The sequence below is a fragment of the Treponema brennaborense DSM 12168 genome (assembly GCF_000212415.1).
GTDB lineage: Bacteria > Spirochaetota > Spirochaetia > Treponematales > Treponemataceae > Treponema_F > Treponema_F brennaborense.
This window is the reverse complement of sequence record NC_015500.1, coordinates 1,091,466-1,115,687: the sequence shown is the minus strand read 5'-3', so window position 1 is coordinate 1,115,687 and position 24,222 is coordinate 1,091,466. Positions and strand designations below refer to the sequence as shown.

At 52.6% G+C, this 24,222-nt stretch carries 28 protein-coding genes and 1 tRNA gene; 10 read left to right on the top strand and 19 right to left on the bottom strand.

Annotated elements, in window-relative coordinates; translation table 11 throughout:
• Nucleotides 1-6: 6 nt before the first annotated feature.
• Entirely contained in the window at nucleotides 7-1,023 is a 1,017-nt protein-coding gene (locus TREBR_RS04680; RefSeq protein WP_013758074.1) for an HD domain-containing phosphohydrolase, read from the top strand.
• A gap of 58 nt (nucleotides 1,024-1,081) precedes the next feature.
• Here TREBR_RS04680 and murI read toward each other — a convergent pair whose 3' ends face one another.
• Nucleotides 1,082-1,930, bottom strand: coding sequence for a glutamate racemase (gene murI / locus TREBR_RS04675; protein WP_013758073.1), 849 nt, complete (start codon nucleotides 1,928-1,930; stop codon nucleotides 1,082-1,084).
• Nucleotides 1,931-1,941: 11 nt separating this feature from the next.
• Nucleotides 1,942-2,223, bottom strand: coding sequence for a hypothetical protein (locus TREBR_RS04670; protein WP_013758072.1), 282 nt, complete (start codon nucleotides 2,221-2,223; stop codon nucleotides 1,942-1,944).
• Between the two features lie 53 nt (nucleotides 2,224-2,276).
• Between TREBR_RS04670 and TREBR_RS04665 the strand changes: the two genes are divergently transcribed.
• Nucleotides 2,277-2,906 (top strand): pentapeptide repeat-containing protein, encoded by a 630-nt coding sequence (locus tag TREBR_RS04665; protein WP_013758071.1) that lies wholly within the window; start codon nucleotides 2,277-2,279, stop codon nucleotides 2,904-2,906.
• Nucleotides 2,903-3,484 (top strand): MBL fold metallo-hydrolase, encoded by a 582-nt coding sequence (locus TREBR_RS04660; protein WP_013758070.1) that lies wholly within the window; start codon nucleotides 2,903-2,905, stop codon nucleotides 3,482-3,484. The genes TREBR_RS04665 and TREBR_RS04660 overlap by 4 nt, the downstream gene beginning before the upstream one ends.
• Here TREBR_RS04660 and TREBR_RS13535 read toward each other — a convergent pair.
• Nucleotides 3,474-5,264: a hypothetical protein gene (locus TREBR_RS13535; RefSeq protein ID WP_156786604.1), complete on the bottom strand. Its 1,791-nt coding sequence runs from the start codon at nucleotides 5,262-5,264 to the stop codon at nucleotides 3,474-3,476. The two genes, TREBR_RS04660 and TREBR_RS13535, sit on opposite strands and share 11 nt — an antisense overlap.
• 45 nt (nucleotides 5,265-5,309) lie before the next feature.
• Here TREBR_RS13535 and TREBR_RS04650 point away from each other — a divergent pair, with 45 nt between their 5' ends.
• Together TREBR_RS04650 and TREBR_RS04645 are read left to right on the top strand one after the other, a co-directional pair.
• Nucleotides 5,310-5,855 carry a hypothetical protein gene (locus tag TREBR_RS04650; RefSeq protein WP_013758068.1) on the top strand — a complete coding sequence of 182 codons (546 nt, stop codon included), beginning with the start codon at nucleotides 5,310-5,312 and terminating at the stop codon, nucleotides 5,853-5,855.
• A 92-nt stretch (nucleotides 5,856-5,947) separates the two neighbouring features.
• A tRNA-Leu gene (locus TREBR_RS04645) sits at nucleotides 5,948-6,034 on the top strand.
• An 83-nt stretch (nucleotides 6,035-6,117) separates the two neighbouring features.
• Here the strand turns inward: TREBR_RS04645 and TREBR_RS13530 are convergent.
• The 11 genes from TREBR_RS13530 to rpsP are packed head-to-tail and all read right to left on the bottom strand — an operon-like array spanning nucleotide 6,118 to nucleotide 11,188.
• Nucleotides 6,118-6,648 carry a hypothetical protein gene (locus tag TREBR_RS13530; protein ID WP_013758067.1) on the bottom strand — a complete coding sequence of 177 codons (531 nt, stop codon included), beginning with the start codon at nucleotides 6,646-6,648 and terminating at the stop codon, nucleotides 6,118-6,120.
• Between the two features lie 2 nt (nucleotides 6,649-6,650).
• Nucleotides 6,651-6,806 carry a hypothetical protein gene (locus TREBR_RS14270; RefSeq protein ID WP_156786602.1) on the bottom strand — a complete coding sequence of 52 codons (156 nt, stop codon included), beginning with the start codon at nucleotides 6,804-6,806 and terminating at the stop codon, nucleotides 6,651-6,653.
• 8 nt (nucleotides 6,807-6,814) lie between these two features.
• Nucleotides 6,815-7,225, bottom strand: coding sequence for a YraN family protein (locus tag TREBR_RS04635; RefSeq protein ID WP_013758065.1), 411 nt, complete (start codon nucleotides 7,223-7,225; stop codon nucleotides 6,815-6,817).
• Nucleotides 7,203-7,466 carry a hypothetical protein gene (locus TREBR_RS04630; RefSeq protein WP_013758064.1) on the bottom strand — a complete coding sequence of 88 codons (264 nt, stop codon included), beginning with the start codon at nucleotides 7,464-7,466 and terminating at the stop codon, nucleotides 7,203-7,205. The genes TREBR_RS04635 and TREBR_RS04630 overlap by 23 nt, the downstream gene beginning before the upstream one ends.
• Entirely contained in the window at nucleotides 7,447-7,743 is a 297-nt protein-coding gene (locus TREBR_RS04625) for an EscU/YscU/HrcU family type III secretion system export apparatus switch protein (protein WP_013758063.1), read from the bottom strand. The genes TREBR_RS04630 and TREBR_RS04625 overlap by 20 nt, the downstream gene beginning before the upstream one ends.
• Before the next feature lie 2 nt (nucleotides 7,744-7,745).
• Nucleotides 7,746-8,891, bottom strand: coding sequence for a hypothetical protein (locus tag TREBR_RS04620; RefSeq protein ID WP_013758062.1), 1,146 nt, complete (start codon nucleotides 8,889-8,891; stop codon nucleotides 7,746-7,748).
• 26 nt (nucleotides 8,892-8,917) lie between these two features.
• A complete protein-coding gene (gene rplS, locus TREBR_RS04615) occupies nucleotides 8,918-9,292 on the bottom strand; it encodes a 50S ribosomal protein L19 (RefSeq protein WP_425358331.1) in 375 nt (124 codons plus the stop codon).
• A 9-nt stretch (nucleotides 9,293-9,301) separates the two neighbouring features.
• The gene (trmD, locus tag TREBR_RS04610) at nucleotides 9,302-10,096 is read right to left on the bottom strand and encodes a tRNA (guanosine(37)-N1)-methyltransferase TrmD (protein WP_013758060.1); all 795 of its coding nucleotides are present in this window, start codon (nucleotides 10,094-10,096) and stop codon (nucleotides 9,302-9,304) included.
• A 6-nt stretch (nucleotides 10,097-10,102) separates the two neighbouring features.
• On the bottom strand, nucleotides 10,103-10,690 hold the full coding sequence (rimM, locus tag TREBR_RS04605) for a ribosome maturation factor RimM (protein ID WP_013758059.1): 588 nt from the start codon (nucleotides 10,688-10,690) through the stop codon (nucleotides 10,103-10,105).
• Complete coding sequence (locus TREBR_RS04600) at nucleotides 10,690-10,923, bottom strand: KH domain-containing protein (RefSeq protein WP_013758058.1); 234 nt, start codon at nucleotides 10,921-10,923, stop codon at nucleotides 10,690-10,692. The genes rimM and TREBR_RS04600 overlap by 1 nt, the downstream gene beginning before the upstream one ends.
• A gap of 19 nt (nucleotides 10,924-10,942) precedes the next feature.
• A complete protein-coding gene (gene rpsP / locus TREBR_RS04595) occupies nucleotides 10,943-11,188 on the bottom strand; it encodes a 30S ribosomal protein S16 (RefSeq protein ID WP_013758057.1) in 246 nt (81 codons plus the stop codon).
• Nucleotides 11,189-11,367: 179 nt separating this feature from the next.
• On the opposite strand from rpsP, the gene TREBR_RS04590 reads away from it, so the two are divergent.
• The 3 genes from TREBR_RS04590 (at nucleotide 11,368) to TREBR_RS04580 (ending at nucleotide 14,519) form a co-directional block, all read left to right on the top strand.
• A complete protein-coding gene (locus tag TREBR_RS04590) occupies nucleotides 11,368-11,802 on the top strand; it encodes a hypothetical protein (RefSeq protein WP_013758056.1) in 435 nt (144 codons plus the stop codon).
• Between the two features lie 162 nt (nucleotides 11,803-11,964).
• Nucleotides 11,965-13,761, top strand: a complete 1,797-nt coding sequence (locus TREBR_RS04585; protein WP_013758055.1) for a methyl-accepting chemotaxis protein — start codon at nucleotides 11,965-11,967, stop codon at nucleotides 13,759-13,761.
• Nucleotides 13,762-13,901: 140 nt separating this feature from the next.
• Complete coding sequence (locus TREBR_RS04580; RefSeq protein WP_013758054.1) at nucleotides 13,902-14,519, top strand: hypothetical protein; 618 nt, start codon at nucleotides 13,902-13,904, stop codon at nucleotides 14,517-14,519.
• Nucleotides 14,520-14,522: 3 nt separating this feature from the next.
• On the opposite strand, the gene argS is transcribed toward TREBR_RS04580, so the two are convergent.
• Nucleotides 14,523-16,319 (bottom strand): arginine--tRNA ligase, encoded by a 1,797-nt coding sequence (gene argS / locus TREBR_RS04575; protein ID WP_013758053.1) that lies wholly within the window; start codon nucleotides 16,317-16,319, stop codon nucleotides 14,523-14,525.
• A gap of 106 nt (nucleotides 16,320-16,425) precedes the next feature.
• Between argS and TREBR_RS04570 the strand changes: the two genes are divergently transcribed.
• Complete coding sequence (locus TREBR_RS04570; protein ID WP_013758052.1) at nucleotides 16,426-17,562, top strand: glycoside hydrolase family 88/105 protein; 1,137 nt, start codon at nucleotides 16,426-16,428, stop codon at nucleotides 17,560-17,562.
• 97 nt (nucleotides 17,563-17,659) lie between these two features.
• Here the strand turns inward: TREBR_RS04570 and TREBR_RS13525 are convergent, their stop codons facing one another.
• Together TREBR_RS13525 and TREBR_RS04560 are read right to left on the bottom strand one after the other, a co-directional pair.
• Complete coding sequence (locus TREBR_RS13525) at nucleotides 17,660-18,700, bottom strand: purine nucleoside phosphorylase YfiH/LACC1 family protein (protein ID WP_013758051.1); 1,041 nt, start codon at nucleotides 18,698-18,700, stop codon at nucleotides 17,660-17,662.
• Nucleotides 18,701-18,705: 5 nt separating this feature from the next.
• Entirely contained in the window at nucleotides 18,706-20,427 is a 1,722-nt protein-coding gene (locus tag TREBR_RS04560; protein WP_013758050.1) for a DUF5312 domain-containing protein, read from the bottom strand.
• Between the two features lie 202 nt (nucleotides 20,428-20,629).
• Here TREBR_RS04560 and TREBR_RS04555 point away from each other — a divergent pair, with 202 nt between their 5' ends.
• Complete coding sequence (locus TREBR_RS04555; RefSeq protein ID WP_013758049.1) at nucleotides 20,630-21,784, top strand: GGDEF domain-containing protein; 1,155 nt, start codon at nucleotides 20,630-20,632, stop codon at nucleotides 21,782-21,784.
• Between the two features lie 58 nt (nucleotides 21,785-21,842).
• On the opposite strand, the gene TREBR_RS04550 is transcribed toward TREBR_RS04555, so the two are convergent.
• Nucleotides 21,843-23,402 carry a DUF1302 family protein gene (locus tag TREBR_RS04550; RefSeq protein WP_013758048.1) on the bottom strand — a complete coding sequence of 520 codons (1,560 nt, stop codon included), beginning with the start codon at nucleotides 23,400-23,402 and terminating at the stop codon, nucleotides 21,843-21,845.
• 26 nt (nucleotides 23,403-23,428) lie between these two features.
• Nucleotides 23,429-24,199 (bottom strand): outer membrane lipoprotein-sorting protein, encoded by a 771-nt coding sequence (locus TREBR_RS04545; RefSeq protein WP_013758047.1) that lies wholly within the window; start codon nucleotides 24,197-24,199, stop codon nucleotides 23,429-23,431.
• Nucleotides 24,200-24,222 lie beyond the last annotated feature (23 nt).

Genomic DNA, 24,222 nt, shown 5'->3' with positions numbered 1-24,222 from the left:
GGGCAGATGACAGAAATACCGTTTAAAATATTGTGCGCTGATGACAGCACGTCCATCCGACAGTATCTGACCGGTTTGCTTACATCATGGAATTACGATGTTACCGCGTGTGCGTCCGGAACCGAAGCGCTTGAAGCGTACCGGACGTACTCCGAATATTCGGTCGTACTGCTCGACTGGATCATGCCCGGCATGACGGGAATCGACGTCTGCCGGCAAATCAGGGCCGCAGATAAACAGGGGTATACCTATATCATCATGCTCACCAGCAAAGATTCAACGGAAAACATCGTTGAAGCGCTCAACGCCGGAGCGGACGATTACCTCATAAAACCGTTTCATCCGGCCGAATTGCAGGCGCGCATACAAACCGCTTTCCGAATCTATCAATACGAGCAGAAATTGAAGCGTACCGAATACGAAACGAGACTTTCCTGCTACCGGGCGCTTACGGAACTTGCCGAAGCGCGCGATTACGAAACGGGACAGCATCTGCAGCGGGTTTCCGGAATGGCGAAGCTGATCGCAAAGCAGCTGGGTACGGACGGCACGTACCAGAATCAGCTGGCAGTTTTTGCCCCGATGCACGATATCGGCAAAGTCGGAATCCCCGACGGGATACTGCATTTGCCGCGAAAACTGACTTCCGCCGAATTTGAAGTAATTAAAACGCACACGACGATCGGATACCAGATCCTGTGCGGAAAAAAAACGATGGAAATGGCCGCCGAAATCGCCTACTCACACCATGAAAAATGGAACGGACTGGGATATCCGCGCGGACTGCAAAAAGAAGAAATTCCGCTGAGCTGCAGAATCGTTTCGATCGTCGATATATACGACGCGCTGCGTTCCATCAGGCCGTATAAGCAGGCGTATTCGCATCAGGATTCCGTCGAATGGCTGTACGGCGAATCCGGAAAATCGTTCGATCCCGACGTTGTAGAAGCGTTTCGGGCGGTTGAGCCGGAAATGAAAAAACTGTTTGAGATATCGTATCAGACGTTTCCCGCGCAGCCGTAACCGTTAACCGTAACCGCTCAGCCGTTTTCTGTACAGCCGTAACCGTTAACCGAATCGCTCAGCCGTTTTCTGTACAGTCGTAATCCGCGGGACTCAATTTGCCGCCCCACGGAATACGGTACAGCCGGCACAATTCGGCGTATGAAGATTCATCCTGCCCGGCTTGAAATCCGGTCACGAAAAACGTTCCGTCGGCGGGAAGCGGTTCCCGCTCAGCGGCTTTCCCCGCCCGGGGCACGGTGAAGGCGACTTTGAGCGCCTGCCGAACGACGCCGCTTCTCGAATCGATGACGCTCACGCCGCGGCCGACGGCTTCCTGAATATCGTCAGCAATATGCACGAAATGCGTACAGCCGAGGATAACCGTATCGGCGCCGTGCGATTTGAAAAAATCCGCCGCAGGCTGAACGGCCCGTTTCCGTTCGGCATCGGGAGCGGACACCAGCCGATGCTCGATAAAATCGATGAGCGCTCCGTCGCCGCGGCGCACGACGGTACAGCCCGGCGCGAACTTTCGGATAAGAGCGTCCGTATACGGGTCCCGTACGGTACGGGTGGTCGCGAGCAGTCCGATAATCCCGTTACGCGTACAAGCGGCCGCCTGCTTTACCGCGGGAACGGTTCCGATAAACGGCGTCTGCGGAAACCGCTTGCGTAAGGAATCAAGTGCGGTAACCGACATCGTATTGCACGCAATCACGACGGCCTTCGGCTGCCATTTCCGGATAATAAGATCGGAAACATCCGTTGCGTACCGGATTATCTGAGAAACGCTTTTTTCTCCGTACGGAAAATGGAACGTATCGGCTAAATACACGCACCGGGCTTCGGGACACTGCTGCTTCAAATACCGCATATACGGTAAGCCGCCCGTTCCCGAATCAAGAAACGCAAAATCGATTCCCACATGCAGCTCCGTCAATCCGCGAACAGACTGTTAAACGCATTTTTCGCCGCTAGCGAAGCCTCCGCACCGCCGTGAGTGCCGGAAATCGCGTTCGGAGAAAACCAATCGCAGAAATTGGCCCGCTCCTTGTCGCGGACTTCTTCATCCACCGTTTCGTGACAATCGTAATGAGACCCTTGATCATAAAACCGGCAATTTCTGCAGCAATGCAGATCGGCTCCGCAATCCGAACAGACCGAAGAACGGTTTATCTGCACGGACGTAGCGAGCGGTTTTGCACATTTCCAACACATGGCTCTATCATACCCATTTGACTAAACCTGTGCAATGCCCTATAAATATATATATGTTTGCACTGAACACTTGTATTCACCCGCCGTGCCAGCGCTCCGCGCTTTCGGTCATAGATAAAAACGGCAATCTGACGGAAGAACCGAATTACTGTCTTAAGCATTCGCCGGATCCGGAAGCCGAAAAAGTAAAAATATACGAATACATCCGTACGCACCAAAAAATAATCGGACTCAACGCCTGCGGTCTGACGTTCACCGATATCGACTTAACGGATAAGCGTTTTTACGGGTGCAATTTTCAATACTGTACGTTCAGCAATCTGCATTCGGAATCTTTCAGATCGAGAATGTCCTTTTTCGATTTTTCACTGTTTTCCGACTGCACGCTCGTCCGCTCGAACTTGCAGTTTTCGTCGTTCGCCGGAGCGACGTTTTCACACGTGCTTTTTACCGGATCGGATTTGGTGCACAACAATTTCTGCGGTATCTCCGCGTATCAGTCGTCGTTCGATGATTCCGATTTGTACAATTCGCGCTTTATCAAAGCCGTACTGCTCGATACATCACTGAGAAACTGCAACATCAAAAAAACGATTTTTTACGATATCGAACAGAAAAACGTTTCATTTAAACAATCGAACACGCGCGAAGCGCAATTCCTTCACGGCGGAGGGATAAAATGAAAGTATATTTCCATTTGAATATAGAAGGCTTTTCAAACTGCTACGTCGTCACCAACGAAGATACGATGGAAGCGCTGATAATCGACCCGTGCAAAATTTCGCGCGAAATTCTTGAACAGCTCGAAAACGGACCGTTCAATTTAACCGCCGTGCTGATAACGCACAACCACGCGAGCCACATCAGAGGTCTTTCGACGCTGAAAAAAATATACACGCCCAAAATATTTGCGGCGGATTTCGACATTGCGGAATCCGAATCGACGATACTGAAAGGCGACGGCATCATCCAAGTTGCGAGTCTTACGATCGCGTACCTGTCGCTCCCCGGCCACACCCCCGATTCAATGGCCTATAAAATAGGCCGAATGCTGTTTACGGGTGATACGATCGGTTCCGGCATGATAGGCAGCACGAACAGTTCGTACGCCCGGCGCACGCTCGTATCAAACCTGCAAACCAAAATCATTTCCCAGCAGGACGATATGATCATCATGCCGGGACACGGTCCGCCCTCCTCCGTTGCCGCGGAAAAGAAGTTCAATCCGGCGTTTCAAGCGCCGGCAAATCCTACCGCGTAACGAGCGAAACGCGGCCGGCGGAGAATCCCCAGCGACGGAACACGTATTCGTTCAGAATCCGGGCGGCATCCGTAAATCCAGAACCGCCGGTCGCTTTCACATACGCGCACAATTCGGGTTCGGCCGCCGTCATGGAATTCCAGGAAGCCCGGGTTACGAAATAATTTCCCGTTCGGGACACGGGCTGCTGCATGATGTACGCCATAAACTCGTTTTCAAGCAAATAGGTGTCGGCAGTATTATAGTTGAGCGACGGCTGAACCTGAAAATACCGGATCAAAAACTGCAGCGAAAGCGGATCCATACGGCTGAATACCTGAGAAACCGTCGTTCTGAAATCCGCGTCGATAAAATACAGGCCGTGCAAACCTTCGTGCGCAACGAACGAATGGCGCAGATACAGCGGCGATTCCTGCGAAACGGAAATGACTCCGCCGATTCCGGACCGATACGTTCCCGGCGCGGCCGCGTCGGCGGCGATAATCCCGTTGCACAGCAAAATTTCTTTCAGCAGCAATTCTTTTTCTGATAAGGGAAACGACGTTCGCTCCGCCAGCGTGAAAAAGTCGGCGAGCGTTTCCGGCCGGTAATCGTGCGCGTTAAAACCGTGCTTGCCGTTCAGCACGCCGTCGGGAACGAGCGTCCCGATGTAGCCGGTTTTTTCCGTAAAAAAAGCCAAACGCTTAAAGAACTGATCCTGAACGGCGTAATTCGCCGTATCGAAAAACAGCACGCCGGGAAACTGTTCCCATTCAAACAATTCGTAATCGGCGGAACGCCAGACGGCGGACGGCCACGCCGGAATGAGCCCCGGATCGGTACGCAGCGGCTGAATCACCGTTCCTGTATCGCGGCGGCCGGACGGTATGAAATGCAGGGAAACTCCGCGTATCATATCGGCATTCGATTCGGCGCTTACCCTGCTGAACGCGGAACGCAGCGCCGCGGCATGAACGGAAACGGCGGTTTGCCCGGGCGCGCGGCGGATGCTCACCGTTTCTCCGCCGAATGAAAGCTTTACCTGCGTCTGATTTTCAACGGAACCGAAGCCGCCGCCGGTTTCCCGCAGCGAAACGGTAAACACCGGCACGAACTCGCCGCCGGTATATCCGGAGCCGAACACTGAATCCGCTTCGGTAAAATCGAAAGCGGTAAACGCGGCGGCGCCCGTTTCCGGAACGGATCCGCCGTTTCCGGCAAAACAAAAACGCGGAACCTCACCCGAAAAATCGAAGCCGACCTCGCCCGGTATGACCGAAGCGGCGGTTACGGCAGCGCTCACCGCTGTATAGAAGAAAAAGCCCCTAACCCGGCCCGCCTGCGCCGCCGGCACTGCGTACGCAACGCGGAATTGCCGATTTTCGGAGGAAAAAACGCCCGCTGCCATCGGCCGGTCGGCAAGCGCCGACCGCAGTCTGCCCGAAGCGGAAAAATCGCTATCGTACAGCAGCCCGAAAGCGAACCGGCGGTCCGCGGCAGCCGTTTCCGCATACGCCGCCGAAATCGGCGCGGAAATTTCGATTTCAAGAGAAACGGCCCCCTCCGAGGCAGCCAAAGAAACGTAATTCCCTCGTTGCGCCTCCGAAAAGGCAAAATAAGCGTACCGGGAACCGTTCGTACCGGAAACGGCGGCTTTCCGTGCGTTCTTGTTCAGCGCGGTAAGGGCAGCCGGTTCCGCACCTGAAACGACGAGCGGCAGCGTCGACAGCGGAGAAGAACAGCCCACATACGCGCATACGACGCTCAGCGTAAAAAGAATTGTCAGCAGAATCCGTTTCATATACTGCATACTACACTTTTTCGGGCAAAAACGCTATAGTTACTCATGCAAATTCACCGATCCTGCTATACCGTTCTGATTCCGCACGAAACGCCGCGCTGCGCCGTAGAGCAGGAACACGCGCGCATCCTCTCGGCCGCCCGGGCAGCGGTACCGGACGGCCGCATCGTTCCGTTTTATCCGCAGATATGCGTCCTTCGTACGGAACTGCCGATCACCGAATTGAAGACGATGCTCACCGGCTGCGTGATCGAACCGCCGGTTTTTGCAGACGGCTTATTTATCCGGCCGGTTACGATTTCCGCAAAAAACGGAGAACCCGTTTCCGCCGGTCTGCCGGAATACGGTATACCGTTCAGTGCCGAAACCTGCGCTCCCCGTCCGGGCGGCATACTTTTCGGCTGCGTGCAGAACGGCGCGCACGTACGGACGTACCGCGATATCGCCGCCGCTGCGAACCTTTCTCCGATTTCGCTGCGCGTATTCAGACTCCACACGATGCGTTTTGAAATTTCCGCGCCGCAAGCGGGACGCACTCCGCTCGTCCGGTGGACGCTGTCCGCGCCGCTCTGGGTAAAAATATCAGACTGAAACCGTCTGATTTTCCGATGCTGCCGCCGCGGCAGAAAGAGTGCGCTCCTACTTGAAAAAAAAGCGTTTTTCGGATATGATGACTGACACATGCCGGAATGGTGGAATAGGTAGACACAAGGGACTTAAAATCCCTCGGACCTTATACGTCCGTGCCAGTTCGATTCTGGTTTCCGGCATTACAGCGGGCTGTTCGGAGATACGTTACGTAGTTCCGGCAGCCCGTTTTTTATGAAAAATTCCGCAGATCGAAGTCTGCAGCTCAATGCACTTGACTGTATAATCCGGCTATATCCGCGCGCCACGGATATTTTTTATCGCGCTCTTCCCACTCGATGACGCGGACAATCGTAAAATGCCGCATATCGTGCGGATTGCTGAAATAAACGACCGCAAAGCGTCCCTGCCCGATATAAGTGATCTTTTCGTTCTCTTTCAACGGTTCCGATTGCTTCAGAAAATCAACGACGCAATCGAAATGAACCGGTTCTCCGGTTTTCCGTTCCGCAAGGGCGGAAGTAATGTCCGTTATCGGCTGATTGCAGCGGGGACAAAGCGGCGCGTTCTGCTTCAGCGCGCGGATCGCCTGCATATCTTTCTGCATTTCTTCCTGAACCTGAGCAGGTACGCGCGCCGGCGGCGCACGGTGAGTCTCGCCGTTCCGAAAAGAATTCTGCCGGGGCTCGGATTGCCGGCGGCTGTCGGAACCGGAGCGGCGATTGTCAGAGGCGGAAGGCCGGCTGTTCCAATTTTTTTTATTTCCGTTTCTGCGGTTGTTACCGGAATGTTCCATTTTTACGTCCTTATTATTTCGCGATTTTCCACCAGTTTTCGGCTCAGCACCAACGCTATCCGCTGAATGGCATTATCAAGATACGCCCTATCGTAAATTTTTTGCTGTAATTCACGTACGCGCTCGGATTTAACGGCACTGTCAGAAGTATTCTTCATAGCGGACATCATATGAACTCCGAAAAGGCATTTTCTATATGATATATAGGATCAAATCCCGGCATATCAACAACCAGCACATCAAATCTGATGCAGCTGTCATTATATTGTCGATACATAGCAAGGAAATATTTAGCCGTTTCGATAATTCTTTTCCGCTTACGAGCTCCCAATTCGTGCGCCAGCGTCTCCACGTTACCGCTCGGCAGCGTTTTTACTTCCGCAAAAACGAGTACCGAGCCTTTACGCGCTATTATATCGATTTCACCGCAGCGTGTCCGCCAGTTACGGAACAAAACCGAATATCCGGCAGATTCCAGATAGGCGGCGGCGCGGTTTTCTCCGTCGAGGCCGACACTGCGGGTCGATATCGGGACGCCGCGGCTGCGGTTGATTTTACTGGAGTTCTTCCAATTCATCAAGCGGTTCAAGATCTTCGATACCGCCGTTTTCCGGCTTGTCGGTATCGGAAATCAGTTTCCCGTACGTTACCACGAACGGTACGTTCCAGCGGGCAACCGCCGCCAAATGATACGGCTTCAAGCTTTTGCCTTCAGCAAGAAACATATTCCTGCCGTCTTCAAAAAACAACGGCGCGGAAAACCTCATCCCTGTCTGCAAATCGCCGCCGGCGATTTTTTTAAAACCCTGTGTTTCCATCGTTCTCAACTTTCTGAATAAATATAAAAATTTTCGCAAGCGCTTCGTACGTCTGTACCGGAACGTAAGACCCCGCATCACAGACGGACAGTACGTTTGCAAGAATTTCATCTTTTTTAACGGGAATTCCAAGTTCTTTTGCAAGCGCTTCTACCCGATCGGCAAGCGCACCTTTCGCCGAAACGGCGATAAACGGCGCGTCCGCCCCTGCCGGATACTGCAGCGCGACGGCTTTACGCACACCGGACGCACAGCCGGCCGCCTGAAATTCATCCAACGTTATACCTCCGTACAGATCCGCGTCAGCTGATCCGGCTCGCCGCCGAACAACGCGCCTGAAGCGGCGTCCGCATCGTATGCAACGTCCGGTTCGGGAACGTTTTCCGCAGCAGAAGCGTTTCCTGCAGCGAAACTGCTTTCATTGATAGAAAGCAGCAGATTTGACAGCATACGTTCGTAACCGCGGACAGCTTGCGGAAGCGGCGGCGGCTCCATACGGAAAGCGATTCGTGAAATTGCATTCCGGTTATAATATAACACAAAAAAATATTTTTTCGACGAATGCTCCGCTTCCAGTATCACTTTTTGCGTATTTTTTTGTCTGACGTCAAGTAAAATTCTAATATTTCCAAAAACTCTTATTTTTTGTGCATCATATTCAAACGGCAGCACGATCCAATGCAGTCCCGCCGTCGCCAGATGATTCGCAAGCGTAAGCACTCCTTCACCGCCGCCCGCTTCCGTAAGTTTTTTTCCGTACAGCCGCTCGAACAGCACCGCTCCCGTGTCGTCGTCCTCGCCGGCACTCCGTTTTTCGCCGCCGTCCGCATCCGGCTGCGCGGCGCTGAAACCGCAGCACAGCGTGTTCAGCAGCGCCGCCACGGATTCAACGTCCGGCTCGATGCCCTTTTCGGCAAGAAAAAGAGAAACTTCCGCGGCTTCGCATTCCCGCCCCGGAAAACTGGCCGCAATCCGCCGCGCCTTTATCATGCGCGCGCAGTTAAAAGACAGTCCGCTTTGCTGCAGAAACGAAACGAGCCGCAGCGAAACCGCATCGGCCGGCAATCCCAACGAAGAAAACACCGCCGACAGATACGCCGGCATATCCGCGCTGCCGAACCGAATGTCCGCCGAACGGTACGTAGCGTTCAAAAATCCCTGTGCGCCGCCGGCCGTATCGGAACGCTCCGGAACGAGCAAAATCCGCCCGTCCTTGAGCGCCACCTGTACGCGGAAAACGGAACCTTCGGCAAGCGGTTTATCCGAAACCGCTTCAAAGCGGGTTCCGCCGAGCGACACGGTATACCTGCCGGAACCGTTATCCGACACGACGCGTATAAAAACAAAACCGCCTTCCCGAAGCGGTCGTGCCCCGGTAAAAGCGGTTTTATTTTGCGCTGAAATATGACGTACAGTCGTATTCATATCCGGCACGGTATCACGCGGCAAGCTTATTTTGCAGCCTGAATATCGGACTTCTTGATAATAAGTTCCTTGATTTTCGCAGCCTTACCGACTTTATCACGGATATAGTACAGCTTGGAACGGCGGACTTTACCGGGGCGAACCAATTCGACTTTCGCAATACGCGGAGAATTGACCGGAAATATACGTTCGACACCTACGCCGTACGAATTCTTGCGAACCGTGAAAGTACGGCGGACACCGGAATTCTTAAAGCAGATAACCAGCCCTTCATACACCTGGATACGTTCCGTTTTACCTTCAACGATCTTGAAATATACTTTTACCGTATCGCCCACTTTGAACGATTCGATATCGGCTCTTTTCTGCGATTCTTCAATAGTCTGAATCAAATCCATAATAGCACTCCTTCAATCGGAACGTCCGGAAAATTTATCGGTTTTCGGACGTTTTTTTTTGCGGACGGATTTACGCACCTGTCCGGTTATCGTCTCAATCATTTGTTCGGCTTCAGCAGTCAGCAGACCGTCGCGCCGCGCTTCACACACCATGTCGGGTCTGTTCGCAAGCGTTTTGGCCAGCCGCTTTTCAAGCCGCCACTTCCTGATATTTTCATGATGCCCTGACAACAACACTTCGGGCACGCTCATGCCGCCGTACACTTCCGGCCGCGTGTACTGCGGATATTCAAGAAGTCCGCCGGAATAGCTTTCTTCGTCCAGCGATTCGCTCGAAATGACACCGTCAACCAGACGGTACACGGCGTCGATAATGACCGTCGCCGCGATTTCACCGGAGGACAATACGTAATCCCCGATAGAGATTTCGTCGTCCACCCACGAATCGATGATCCGCTGATCGATACCTTCGTACCGTCCGCAGATAAAAACGAGCTCTTCTTCCCGGCTCAATTCCTGCGCCAGCTTCTGCGTAAAAGGTTTGCCGGACGGCGTTACGTAAATAACGCGTTTCCGGCGCGCCTTGACCGATTCAAGCGCAAGTCCAAGCGGTTCGGGAAGCATCAGCATCCCCGCTCCGCCGCCGTACGGGCTGTCATCACACGTCTTGTGTTTATCAAAGGCAAAATCCCTGATATTCACTAAATCGTAGGCAATAATCCCCCGATCGACCGCTTTTGCCATGATTGAGCTTTCAAAAAAAGCACGCGGAATCTCGGGAAACAAGGTCAGCACGTGGAACTTCATGGAGCGTTACTCCAGAATCCAGAGGTGCATCAGCTGAACCAGTTTGCGTTCGATATCGACCGTTCCGATAAACTCGCGTTTAAAGGGAACGAGCACGGTCCGCGGGTCGCCGCCGGCCATCTGCCGAACATCGGGTGCAAGCAATTCACAACTCTCGGCCAGCGCAACCTCCAACAGGTCGCCCGCGCCGCCTTCCAATACGTCTGTGATAGTACCTACCTCGGTAGGTGCAGATCCTGCTGCCAGTCCGTCTTGAGCGCTTCCCGTGCAATACACAAGAGCGCATCCTTTAAGATCTTCTATATAGTACTCGTCCGGTGCACACGGACAGGCACTTTCGCGCGGAACGATGATTTCCCAACCGGTATACCGTTTGGCATCCTCGGCCGTATCGATCCCCGCACATTTCAAATACAGAACGCCCGTTCCTTCCTCCGCAAATTCAATCTTGCAGGATTTTTGAACGTCGCCTTTCCGTACGGTAACTTCTTTCATACCGGCAAAATGCCCGTATTCTCCGGAAGTACTTACAACTTTCAGATTACCCGACAGTCCGTGCGCACCGCGGATAATACCCACCACGAAATGCTCCATCAGTCCAGTATTTCCAGGCTGTACCGGGTACCGCTTTTACTGGCAGAAGCACTTAATACAGTCCGCAGCGCTTTTGCGATACGTCCGTACTTTCCGATAACTTTACCGATATCACCCTCGGCAACGCGCAGCTCAAGGACTGTCGACTTGTCGCCTTCGGCTTCAGTTACTGAGACTGCACCGGGATCATCGACCAGTGATTTTGCGATGTATTCAATCAGGTCTTTTTCCATTCCCCGTCACTCCCGTTACTCAGATTGTAAAGTTTTTCTTGTTAAAAAGTCTGCGAACGATGTCCGACGGCTGAGCGCCGACGCCAAGCCAGTAGCGGGCACGATCTTCGTTGAAAGCGATCTGTTTGTCTTCAACTTCGATCGGATGATAAATACCGATTTCTTCAATCGTTTCACCATCGCGGGGTTTGCGGGAATCCATTACCACGATGCGGTAGTAGGGGCGCTTTTTCGTTCCGAATTTCTTGAGTCTGATTTTGACCACTTCTATTCCTCCAAAGAACTTTCGGCAGCAGGCTGTCGCCGGACGGCCGGCAAGTTCTAATATTGACACATTACTGCACCATACAGTATGAACCCTATTTATACTATTTTTACCGAAAATAGTCAACTCGGCGGCGGACGCTCTTGCATACTCCGGGCGGAGTAAAGTACACTGCACGTATGAACACAGACATGGAACGCAAAGAAATCAACGACGTGTACCTCATCATCGACCGGATACTGCCGCTCATCGATCAGGCCGAACGCAAATTCCGCAGCGCGCAGACGTGGGGCATCGTCGACATTTTGGGCGGCGGCCTGATTACCGATTTAATCAAACATTCGCACCTCGGTTCGGCCGGAAACATCATGAACCAAATCAACTCGCTGCTGCACGACCTTCAGCGCGAATTACGCGACGTAGCCTTTCCCGTCGACTATTCGATGAACACGGCCTCGTTTGCCACTTTTGCGGACTTTATCTTCGACGGTATACTTGCCGACGTGTACATGCAGTCCAAAATCATGACGAGCATCGACCAGATACGCGAACTGCGCCGACGGCTGCTGGTTCTCAAAGGCGCACTGAACGGCCAACTGAACGGCCGGCGGTAAGCCGCCGCACGGAAACGTGCGTTTTTACGCATATACCGGCTGAAACGGGATTTCCATTCTTGCCATTTTATCCGTTTCTCGGTATATTAAACCTAACGGCGGAAACCGGCAAACTTGCATACAAGAACGTTCCGTGTCCGCCGCGTTAAATAAGGAAAAACTATGAGTATACGGACAAAAATCTTAATAGGATTCGGTACGTTAATGCTTCTCATCATGGTGATTACCGTAACCGGAATAAGCAGGATTAACACGATCAATAAGAATCTGACGGAAATAAACGACGTCAACACGGTCAAACAGCGCTACGCCATCAATTTCCGCGGCAGCGTGCACGACCGTTCCATCAGAGTGCGCGACTTCGTATTGCTCGAAAACACGAATGAAAAAAATACTACGCTCAAGGAAATCCGTGAACTTGAGACGTTCTACACGGATTCCGAACAGGCGCTCGACCGGATTTTCGCCGGACGGCAGGACAGTACGCAGGAAGAAATCGGTCTGTATCAGGACATAAAACGGAGCCAGGACGAAACGCTGCCGCTCATTGAACGGATTATCAGCCTTGAAACCGAAGGAAACGAATCGGCGGCCGAGCGGATACTGCTGGAACAGGCGCGCCCGGCGTTTCAATTATGGCTGGATCGGATAAACGCGTTCATCGACTATAAAGAATCGCAGAATCAGGTATTGACCGATCAGACGCGTTCGGTTGCAAGCGTCTTTCTGATTCTGATGATCACCGTCTGCGCCGCCGCAGTAGTCATTGCGGTAATCATACCGCTGTGGGTGCTGAAATCGGTCATGCTGCTGCACAAAGTTGCCGATCGGCTCAACGACATCGGACACGGAGACGGAGATCTGACGTCGCGCATCAACGTCAAAAGCACCGACGAGGTCGGCAAAGTGGCCGGCGATTTCAACAGCTTCGTCGAAACGCTTCAGGGAATCATGAAAACCGTCAAAAAATCGGTCGACGGACTTGCCCGAACCAGCGAAGGCCTTTCCGGCAGCGTAACCGCGACGCAGAACGCACTGCAGAACATCGACAACGACATCCGCCGGGTGTGCGACCAAATGGACGTGCAATCGAAAGAAGTTTCGGACGTGTCGCAGACGATGGGCAGAATAGGCGATAATATCGCCGCGCTGAATCAGATCATTGAACGCCAGACGAAGAGCGTAAACGAAAGTTTTGAAGCGGTGGAACAAATAGTATCCAACATACAGTCCGTTACGGACACGCTTGAAAACAACGCGGCGCGGTTCACGCACCTGACCGAAGCTTCGGAAGAAGGGTTCAAAAACATTTCCGACGTACAGGAAAAGATCCGCGACATCTCCGCAAAATCCGAAAAAATGTCCGAAGCGAACGCCGTCATCGACAGCATTGCGTCTCAGACGAACCTGCTCGCCATGAACGCCGCCATAGAAGCCGCACACGCCGGAGAATCCGGAAAAGGATTCGCCGTCGTTGCCGACGAAATCAGGAAACTTGCCGAAGATTCGGCCGCGCAGTCCAAATCCATTTCAACGGCGCTCAAAGACCTCGTTTCCGCCGTATCATCGGTCGTGCAAACTTCCGAAAAAGCCGGACACTCGTTTGAAGAAGTCAAACAGGCCATCAGCACCGTTACCGAAGAACAGAACGACATCCGCAGAGTCATGGACAAGCAGCGCGCCGAAAACCGTCAAGTGAGCACCGCGTTTGAAATTATCAGGAATTTGACCGACGAAGTCCGCACCAGAGCGGCCGAAATGAATTCGGGCAGCAAAAACATCATGAAAAAAACGGAAGCGCTCGTCGAAATAACCGCCGGAATCAACACGTCCATGCAGAGCATGACGCAAAACTCGGCAGATATCAAACAGGCCGTTGAAACGGTCGTAACGCTGGGAACCGACACGCAGGACGGCGTCCAAACCGTACAGGCGGAAATCGGCCGATTCACCGTGTAGCGCGGCCGTCCGTCGTTCCGCCTGAAATCGAAACGGCGGCGGCCTTCCGTTTATTCATACGTTTCTCTTTTCGCACAAAAAATCTGTATCCGCGCACACGTTTGCTTGTTACTATAATATATTATAAACAGGAGGTCTTTGTGAACACTACCGAGATCAGTCTTTCAGAACAGATAAGTCCCCAAAATCTTCCGGCATGGGAGCAAGCCCGAACGAGTATTCTGCCCTTTCTTGCTCCCGTAGAATCTCCCAGAGACTTTGCTCCCGCGCTGCGTTCCCACGATACACTGGCTGCAATGCTCACTGACAAAATCAAAATGTATATCGCTTTTTTCTATAAAGGAATCGTCATTCCGCTGACCGAATATCTGATCCGGCAGTGGAACGTTTCGTGGAGTTCAGTTCGGCTTGCTATGGACGAAAATATGGCGGCGCTGATGCACGCCGTATCTTTGAAGCCGCACGTATCGCCGTCGGGATTCAGCTATTATTCGGTCAGCCACCCGCTGCCGATCTGCAATTCTTCGCTGCCGTTTTACAAGCCGTTTCAGCGGGAACTGCACGAACGATTCGGCGAAACGTTCTATATGGCCGTTCCCGAAAAAACGACGTCCGTCATTTTTCCGGCGAACGAACTTACCGCGTACGAAGCGAAGCTGCGCAACGACGTCATTTTAACGCACGACTGTTCGGCGCGCCCGCTTTCCACGGAACTGCTGGAAGTATCGGAGGCCGGAGTCGTCGCGCTGTGCGATTAATCGCTACATCGCTTCAAGAAACGGTATCAGCACGAGCTGCATCGCGTTTTCAAGCACCGTGCGCGTACCCGCTATCAGTGCGAGCCGGGCGGAAGCAAGCGCGGGATTTTCCGACGCGATACCGACGGCGGGGCATTCGTGATAAAACTTGCCGAACGCTTTTGCGACGTCGTACAGGAACCCGGTCAGCTGAGACGGATCCAGATTTTCCGCCGCCTTGACGACTACCGAAGGATAATCGCCGAGCAGCTTAACCAGTTCCCATTCCGTTTCATGCGTCAGCAGCGCCGCCGCCTGAGCCGGAGACGCCGCCTGCAAGCCCGTATCGGCGGCTTTCCGCAAAATGGAGCAAATGCGGGCGCCCATATACTGCAAGTACGGACCGGTGTTGCCGTTGAACGCGAGCGACTCTTTGGGATTGAACAGCATGTCTTTGGTGGGCGTCGTTTGCAGCAAATAATAGTGCAGCGCGCCCAGCGCGATTTTTTCGGCAACGGCGGCAGGATCGCCGACCGCTTCTTCGCGGCCTTTCGCGGCGATTTCTTCAAGCGCGCCGTCGCGCAGCGTGTTTATCAGATCGTCGGCGTCGACGACGGTACCTTCGCGGCTTTTCATTTTACCTTCGGGCAGATTCACCATTCCGTACGACAAATGATACAGCCGGGACGCCCATTCGTAGCCGAGTTTTTTCAGTACGTAAAACAGAACCTTAAAATGATACTGCTGTTCGCTTCCGACGACGTACACGAGCTGATTGAACGCCCAGTCGCCGTGCCGGTAAATGGCGGTTCCGATATCCTGCGTCATATACAAAGCGGTGCCGTCTTTACGCAGCAGCACTTTTTTATCAAGTCCGATTTCGGCAAGATCGACCCACACCGAGCCGTCTTCTTCCCGATAGAAAATGCCGTCGGCAAGTCCTTTCAGGATTTCTTCTTTTCCTTTAAGATACGTGTCGCTTTCATAGTACAATTTATCGAAAGAAACGCCGGTACGTTTGTACGTCTGCGTAATACCGCGAATGGCCCAGTCGTTCATCCGCTTCCACAGCGCACGCACGGATTCGTCCCCCTGCTCCCATTTGACCAGCAATTCCTGTGCCTGCGATTCGGCGGCCGCATCGGTTTTACTGTATTTGTCGAATTCGACGTAGCAGTCGCCTACGAACCGGTCGCTTTTAACGCCGAGTTTTTCGGGCGTATCACCGGCAGCTTCATGGAATTTTTTATAGGCGAGCATCGATTTGCAGATGTGAACGCCGCGATTGTTTATGATGTTGACTTTATAGACTTCCGCGCCGGCCGCTTTCAATATGCGAGACACGCTTTCACCGAGCGCGTCGTTGCGCAGATGCCCCAAATGGAGCGGCTTGTTCGTGTTCGGACTTGAAAATTCGACCATAACGCGCCGGTCGGCAAGCGGAGCGACGCCGTCCGTATTGCACGAACCGTACGAAGCGTTTTGAGCCGCGACGCGCCCGAGAATAGCGGAAACCGCGGCGCTTTTATTCAGTTTTACGTTTACGTACGGCCCCGCCGCCGTAAAACAGCCGGTCACCGCAGCTGAAGGATGCGCGCAAGCGTAGGCCGCCGTTTTTTGCGCAATTATCGGAGGCGCCATACGGAACAGTTTTGCAAATTGAAACAGCGGAATACCGACGTCGCCCATTTCGGGGTTCGGCGGCGTTTCCGCCGTAAGAGAACCGGGCGCAACGTCGGGACCGTCGAATCCGGCTTCGGTTTTCAGCTTATTCAGCGCGTCGGCAACTACGAGCAGGCACTGCTCTTTTAAATCAGCCATAATTTCCATCCTATTTTAAATCCGCAGAAGGAGCGCGGAAAAATCATATTTCTGTACTTTTTTCATTCTAACAGATTTCAGGCAAATATGCTATACTTGCCCCATAATGAATACTACCGTTATTGAAAACTACGTCAGCCAACTGATGGAACGCAGTACGGCGGAAATTCCGGCGTGGAATATAGAAAAAAAACGCAGCGGTTCAAAATCGGGCTGGGATTATATAGACGGATGCATGATACTGGCGATTCTGGAACTGTATGACGCCGACGGCAACGCCGCGTATCTGAAATTCGCCGATCAGTATGAAGACTATCGGGTTCGCGACGACGGCTCCATAACCGGATACGAAATGGGCGCGTACAATCTGGACGACATAAACGGTGCCAAGAATTTTTTCACGCTGTTCCGTCTGACCGGTAAGCTCAAATACCGCAGAGCGCTTGATACGGTGTATGCTCAAATAAAAACGCAGCCGCGGACGAAAGAAGGCAATTTTTGGCATAAGAAAATTTATCCCGACCAGATATGGCTCGACGGACTGTATATGGCTCAGCCGTTTTATATGGAGTACGAAGCGGTCTGCAACGAGTGCCGCTGCATCAAAGATATTTATTCACAATTTTTCACCGTCGAACGTCTCATGCGCGACGGAAAAACGGGGCTGTATTATCACGGATACGATTCTTCTCGCCGCAGTTTTTGGTGCGACAAGGAAACCGGATTGTCGGCGAATTTCTGGCTGAGGGCGCTCGGCTGGTTTTCAATGGCACTGCTCGACACGCTCGATAAGGCGCCCGACAAAGGCAGTGCCGACCATATCCGGCTCGGCCGGATTTTCACCGATCTGATGGAAACGATGCTCCGCTATCAGGACGGAAGCGGCATGTGGTTCCAGATTCCCGATCAGGGCGGACGCGAAAAAAATTATCTTGAAACGAGCGGCAGTGCGATTATGGCGTACTGCATGATGAAAGGAACGCGGCTGGGGATTCTTTCTGACGGATACCGCGACGCGGGCCGACGTGCACTGGACGGAATCTGCAATACGTATCTGATAACGGAAAACGGTGAAATGTCGCTCGGCGGGATATGTCTCGTCGCGGGTCTCGGCCCCGAAAACAACCGGCGGCGCGACGGTTCGTACGAATATTACATGTCGGAACCGGTGGTACGCGACGACGCGAAAGGCGTGGGTCCGTTTCTGCTCGCCTTTACCGAGTGGAAGCGGCTGCACGAATAAAGGGCGCCGTTATCTGGCCGACGCTGTGAGCCGTTACCCGATAAACCGCGCCGTTACCCGGCCGACGCTGTGAGCCGTTACCCGATACAGCACTCGCCTATCCGATAAACGCAGCCATCGCCGTAAAACGCCGCACCCGTTCTTCAAGCGGCGTTTCCGCAGGAAGACCGGCGCTTTGGCGGCGAAACGACCCGAAGCGTGCGTCGCAGCAAGTGCAGTCCGTGCAATGCAGTATGTTGGCAGGATTTACGCCGGTACGCAGCAGCAGTGCGATATTGGCTTGGGCAAGCGACAGCCGATATTCCGCATTATCCGGCGCGGTGCTTCCCGCTGCGGCCGTTCCCGGTTCGATACATTCCGGCGTATATTCCGCTGCAAAATACGCCGCCCGCTCAGCATTTACCGTATAACAGCAATCGTGAATATGAGGTCCCAGCACAACCAGAAAATCTTCCGCCCGCGCCCCGTAAGCTGCGGCCGCAAGACGCAACGCGTTCGCCGCAATTCCCGTTCCTTTCCAGCCTGAATGCAGCACGCCGAAGCAGCCGGTCTGCGGATCGTACAGATACACCGGCATACAATCAGCCACCGTTATGATCGGAAGCAGCTGCCGGTTCCGCGAAATCAGCCCGTCGCCGCTGCGAACGGAATCACATATCGCACTGCGAACGGTTCCGTCGTTTGTTATAACAGCGGAAGCCGCGCCTGCATACTTGCCGGAACATCGCGCGTCGGAACGAACGCCGTCCAGGGCGTACACGGTGCGCGAATGGATCAGTTCGATCGGAACCGCCGCAGACGGCGCTGATACGGGCGGCATCGGCACAGACAATTCTGACGCAGGCGGCGCTGATACAGGCGGTTCAGAAATAACGCGCAGATTCCGGAAAAAAGCGTCGCGAACCGCGTTCGTCTCATTCCAGCGGAAACGCATCGAACCGGCGGCGGCGAGCGTCAAATGGCACTGCGGCGCGGGCGACGAAACGGGAAGCGGGTTTCCGTTCCGGAAAAACGGAACGGAAACGTAACTCGGAACGGAAACACAGCGCAGTGCGGAACCGGCAGATTCGGAATCAAGCAGTGAGGAATCAAGCGGTGCGGAAACAAAATCGAAAACGGAACGGGTTGTTACGCACATAAGCGTTACGCCGACTCAATCCTGAACGAGTCGATTCCCGCGCCGGTTGTTTTAAAGGTTTCCAATTCTTTTACGATATCGAGCGCGTTCACAAACGCGTTTTTCACGTCGGCCAATTTCTGGCGGTACGATTGATTCTGTTTTCCCTGAATACCTGACAAATTGGAAATGGAATCATATCGGCTGTTCCGCGCCCCGGAAAGGACGGCTTCAAGTACCAGCTGGATCGTCCGGCTTGCCGCGCACCATTGGGCAATGATGACCGCCGATTCCGTTTCAACAGATTTCATCAGTGCTTCGAGTTTCGGTTTACCCTGCGTAGAACGCAGCATTTCCGCGTTGTATTTTGCAAACAACGCGCCGGTTTCGCCGGTTTCGGACAGTTTGGCGTTCAGGCGGTCAATATTGTTTTTTTGGCGATCAAGTTCCGCGCAGGAATCGGTAAACTCCACCTGATTGTCTTTCTGATAGAAATCACCTTCAAGCATCAATATTTTGAGCAATTTAGCATATTCGGGATATACGGAAGTAAAAAATCCGTAAATGAACCCGAGCGCGTAGTCGTATCGGAACGAAACGCCGCCCCAATTTTCCGACCACGGCCGGTTGGGCAGCAGCGGAAACCGGGTCATACCGAATTGCAGCTGCATACTTTGCAGAACGAGATTTTTTTTGCGGTTTTCAAGCCATATTTCCCAATTGCGGTCGAACAATTTGCGCCAGGTATTTTTGTATTTGATAAACCAGTCTTCACAGCCGTCGGGACGTTCCGGCGTCCATTCGGCGGCACCGAACACGACGCTGCCGATCGCCCGCAGCGGAACGGTATCTATGAACATCTTGATCAGCGATATTTGGGCAGTCGCTTTTTCTATATAATCGCCGACATACGCCGGAATATCCATTTTCTGATCGGATACGTCCTTGATCGGAAATACGCAGAAAGCTTCAAGCACTTCCGTCTGTATCCGTTTTCCGTTACAAAGCACTTTTGCAAACTGGGCGATCTCCGATTTTACATTCTGAAACGAACATATTCTGAAAGAATCTATTTCCGTAAAACCTGCAAGCAGCCGCTCAAAAGGCAGGCGGACGAACTGGCGTATCCATTCCGCGCCGATAACAGCCGTATACAGCGCAGACCGCTTCGCCGGCAGGATCGACTGAAGCACTTCGTCCATTTTCCGCAGCATCGACGCACGCAGTTCGTTCGTTACTTCGCGCGAATACGGAAGCGCCGCGGGATTCGCCTCGGTGGACATCTGGAGCGCCACTTCCGGTGCAATGAGCGAACCGAGTGAAACGTAAAAATCTCCGGGATTGTCTTCATACGCGTCGACGCCCTGTTTGAAAAATTCGGCGCAGCGGCGCAATTCGATCAGTTTATCGTAAAAATCCTGTCTGAACACACCGCTCTTTGCATCGATAAGATCCGGATATTTTTTTTCGATATCCCGGCCGGATTGTTTTACCAGTTGATCGTTATACAAAATGCGGACTTCAGTATTCGAGAACAGCGCTTTGATATACAGCCATATGCGCAGAAACAGCGATTCGCTTTTAAATTTTATATCGAGGTCTTCACAGTCGCCGGCCGTAATCATTTCTTCGGAAACGAGCGATTGAGAATCCGGATCGACAGTCGTCTGTATTTTGCGCAGCAGTTCATCCCGTTCCGTTTGTGAAATGCCGGTAACGAGACGATCGAACGACGTATAAGAATCCATGGAGCTATTGTACGGGAAGAAGTATTCACAGTCAAGCGCCTGCGATGCGCACTGCCGTATTTGCGATGCGCACTGCCGTATTTGCGATACGCGAGCACTCGAAAAAAAGCAGTGCAAAGCGGTTTCTTTTTCAACGCCATATATCAAAAAAAAGTATTAAAAATATGTCTGCCGAAATTTATTGAAAAAGGAAATTATATTTATGATGGCTATTTTATATTCTGAAACCAATCTCCTTTGTATCATGCTTTTAATTTTCATTTGTCTCAAGCTGAAATCAGGAAGTTTTTTGCAAACCCGACTGCATTTATTCCGTGTAGTACTGCTGACGAACACGTTCTTTTTTATGCTGGACATGCTATGGGTTTTTGTTGACGGCAAAAACATTACGGTGAGTACAGCTGCTAACTGGATATTGAACATTCTTTACTATATTATGTCCGGAGTCGTCAGTTACTGTTGGTTTCTGTATTCAGAGACGGTGCAGATGTCGCGACTCGTAAGAAACAGAAAAAACAAAATAATATGTGCCGTTCCGATTATGTTTTTAACGGTGTTAACGTTTGCGTCTATTAAATTCGGCTGGCTATTTTACATTGATGCCGCCAATACGTATCATCGCGGACCGCTGTATCCGCTGCAGCTGCTGATCTGCGCAGGATATGTGATATTTACCGCAGCAAAAGCTTTAATTCTTGCACACGATACAGCCAGTTACACTCAAAAGACGGAATATCGAACATTGGCGTGTTTCGTCGTCGCACCGCTGCTTTGCGGATGCCTGCAAATATTTTTACCGGGCATAGCCTTACAGTGCGTGGGAACGACATTCGGCTGTTTTTACGTGTTTATCACAATTCAGGATCAAATGATCTCGGAAGATCCGTTAACAGGCATCAATAACCGAAACAAAATGATGCAGTATTTATCGGAGCGAATCGTACGAAAAGAGGGAGAAATGAACTTGTTTCTCCTGATGATGGATTTGGATTATTTTAAGGCAATCAATGATGAATACGGTCATTTGGAAGGCGATAACGCCTTGCGGATTGTCGCCGATGGGTTGAAAACATGCTGCAAAAACAGCCATTATTTTATTGCCCGTTACGGAGGAGACGAATTTGCCGCAGTGTGTGAACTGAAAAACGACGAATCTATCGAAGATTTTGTCGGCATCATCGGTAAAACGCTTCAAAGCAAGAGCAAAGACCGTCCGTATAAGCTGTCAATCAGCATCGGCTGGGTAAAATTCGATTCACATATAAAGTCGGAACAGGATTTTATCAAGCTGGCAGATACCGAATTATATAAGAAAAAACGAGCCAGAAAAAGTCTGCAAAACGCCGATAACACATAGAAACATTCGCTCATGCGCCTTCGCCGTAACGTAACGGCGAAGGCAAATTCTACACGGGTCAGAACGAATACGCGACTTTCAGCTGTACGAAACTGTTGTCCCGATAAGCGGCGAATTCGCTGTCGTCGCTGCCGGTAATGTACAGACCGGAAACGGACACGTCGAGTCCGGGTGTTACCGTATACGTTACTTTCGGCATGACCAGAACGTCGCCGCGTTCGATGCCCCACAGCACGTTGCAGGCGAGTTCCAATTTTTCATGCAGGAACGTGTCGGTGAGCGCGACAACCAGCTTATTGTTCGTATAGCGATCTTTCGCATCGTAGTCGGCGTCGAGTACCGAATCGATTTTGTCATTATTCAGCAGGTACGAACCGTTGTTCTGGACGTTTACGTTCACGTTGTGAATCGGCAGATCCACGTCGAAGCCGGCAATCCAGTTGATGCTGTTGTTGTGAACCCACGGATCGTCTCCTGACGTATCGCCGGTCAGATAATACGCGGCTTCAGCGCGGAGGTTGAACATACCGAGCACGGCAGCTCCCTCAAGCCCGAACACCTGCAGCCGGTCGTAATGCAGCGACGGAAGCGCGCTGTCTCCGGCAGCCGCAACGGACGCGATATACGCCTCTTTTGCAGCTTCCTCGGCTTCGGCCGGCGATTTACTGGCGCCCAAGGCAGTCTGATACGCAACGGCCTTTGCCCGCTCTGCGGCCGTCTGCGCGGCGACGTATCCGGCCCAGCTGACGGACGGCTGCTTATAATGACCGTAATAATACGAAACGCCCCAGTCCGCGATACCCGCCGTTCCGGTCAAACGGAATCCGGCCTGACCGTAATCGAAGCTGTCCGTTTTGGGTACGACGGAATCCGCTTTATTCATAACGGCAAGCAGCGCGGCCGCATCGTCGGCGTTCAGTGCGGCGGCGGCCTGCACGCCAAGTACTTCCGTTACTTTCGCCGTCAAGGCGGCGGACTGCGCCGGTACCCACATACCGCTCGACGAAAGTCTGTCCGCCGTCATAAGCGGCGTGTACACGGCTTCGGCCCGCAGTCCCAGCGGACTGTTCCAAACCGCGCGCAGCATGGGTTCGGCAAGCCGGCGGTCGATGTAATCGGGAATGATAAAATCCGTGTAATCGTTGGCGTTAAAATTGTCCAGCACGTGCAGTTTGTCGCCCTTACCCCAAACCACTTTCATTTTACCGGCTTCGAGCACAAAGTCTCCCAGATACGCGCGGAGCGTCAATTCTTCGATGATATCTTCGGGATGATTTTTAACGGCGTCCGTATCGACCGCAACTTTAACGGCAGCTTCCGCCGCACCGAGCGAATAGCCCAAATCGAACGTCAGCGACGGAACGGCGGAAACCGCGTCCCGCACGTCGTCGAGATCAAAGTAGCCTTTGTACGCATCGCCGCCGACGAGCGCGCGCACGGTCGTATCGGCGCGCAGGCCGAACGTGAACGGCGAAACCGCCGCGTCGGAACTTCCGAATCCGTCAGAAAATCCGTCAGAAAAATCGTCGAATCCGCCGAAACTTTCCTGCGCCGCCGCGCTCGCCAGCAGCGCGAACGCGCAGCAAACCGGCAGCGTCATCCGCAATAAGTTTTTCATAGCGTTACTCCTTTGCAAAGCGCGCATTACAGCCGCCCCGTATTCAAAAAGTTTTGGGTAAATACTTTATCCGGAACGGCTTTATCGACTTCGATATTGGTAATCGCCATGCGCGTCGAATGTCCGGTCTGAACGTTTTTCAGCAAATTGGACATCGGAATATTATAACCGCCGACGTTCTGGATCTTTTCAACCGTGAGCACTTTTACCAGATTACCTTTTTTGTCGAACATTTCCGTATACACCGGCAGCAGCGTCGCTTTGTCGATGCAACTCACGCGGTACAGATACTGGGAGCTCGCGGTATCTTTCGGCTCCGATTTGACTTCCCAGCAGTCGTAGCCGTTCACCGATTTATCGCCTAAAAGCGTGTGCGTATCCGCGTCGACGTCGCGACTGCTCATGTCGTCGTACGTTGCGTCCGTTCCCATAAAAGATTTGCTGCCTTCCGAAGACGCGATGCGGCGCGTACTGCGCAACGCGGGAAGATAAATCCATTTGTCGTCGTCGCGTCCTTCGTTCTGAATCTGAAGGAACCGAGTGTCTTTTACCGACGCGGGACTTTTGAAAATCATGACGACGGAAGCCAAACCGTCCTTGCTGCGGCCCCATTCTTCCAGAACACGGCTTTCGGTCGTACCGTTCGCCTCAATTAAATCCATTTTTACCAACGTATGGGTGTACGAAGGTTCGGCGACGTCGTCGACCTTCTGCATGATTTCGCGTCCGTCAAGTGCGAACACGGCCGCACCCATCACCAAAGCCGCGCAAGCGGCAAGCATTTTTCTTGCATTCATACTATGCTCCTATTTTATACGTA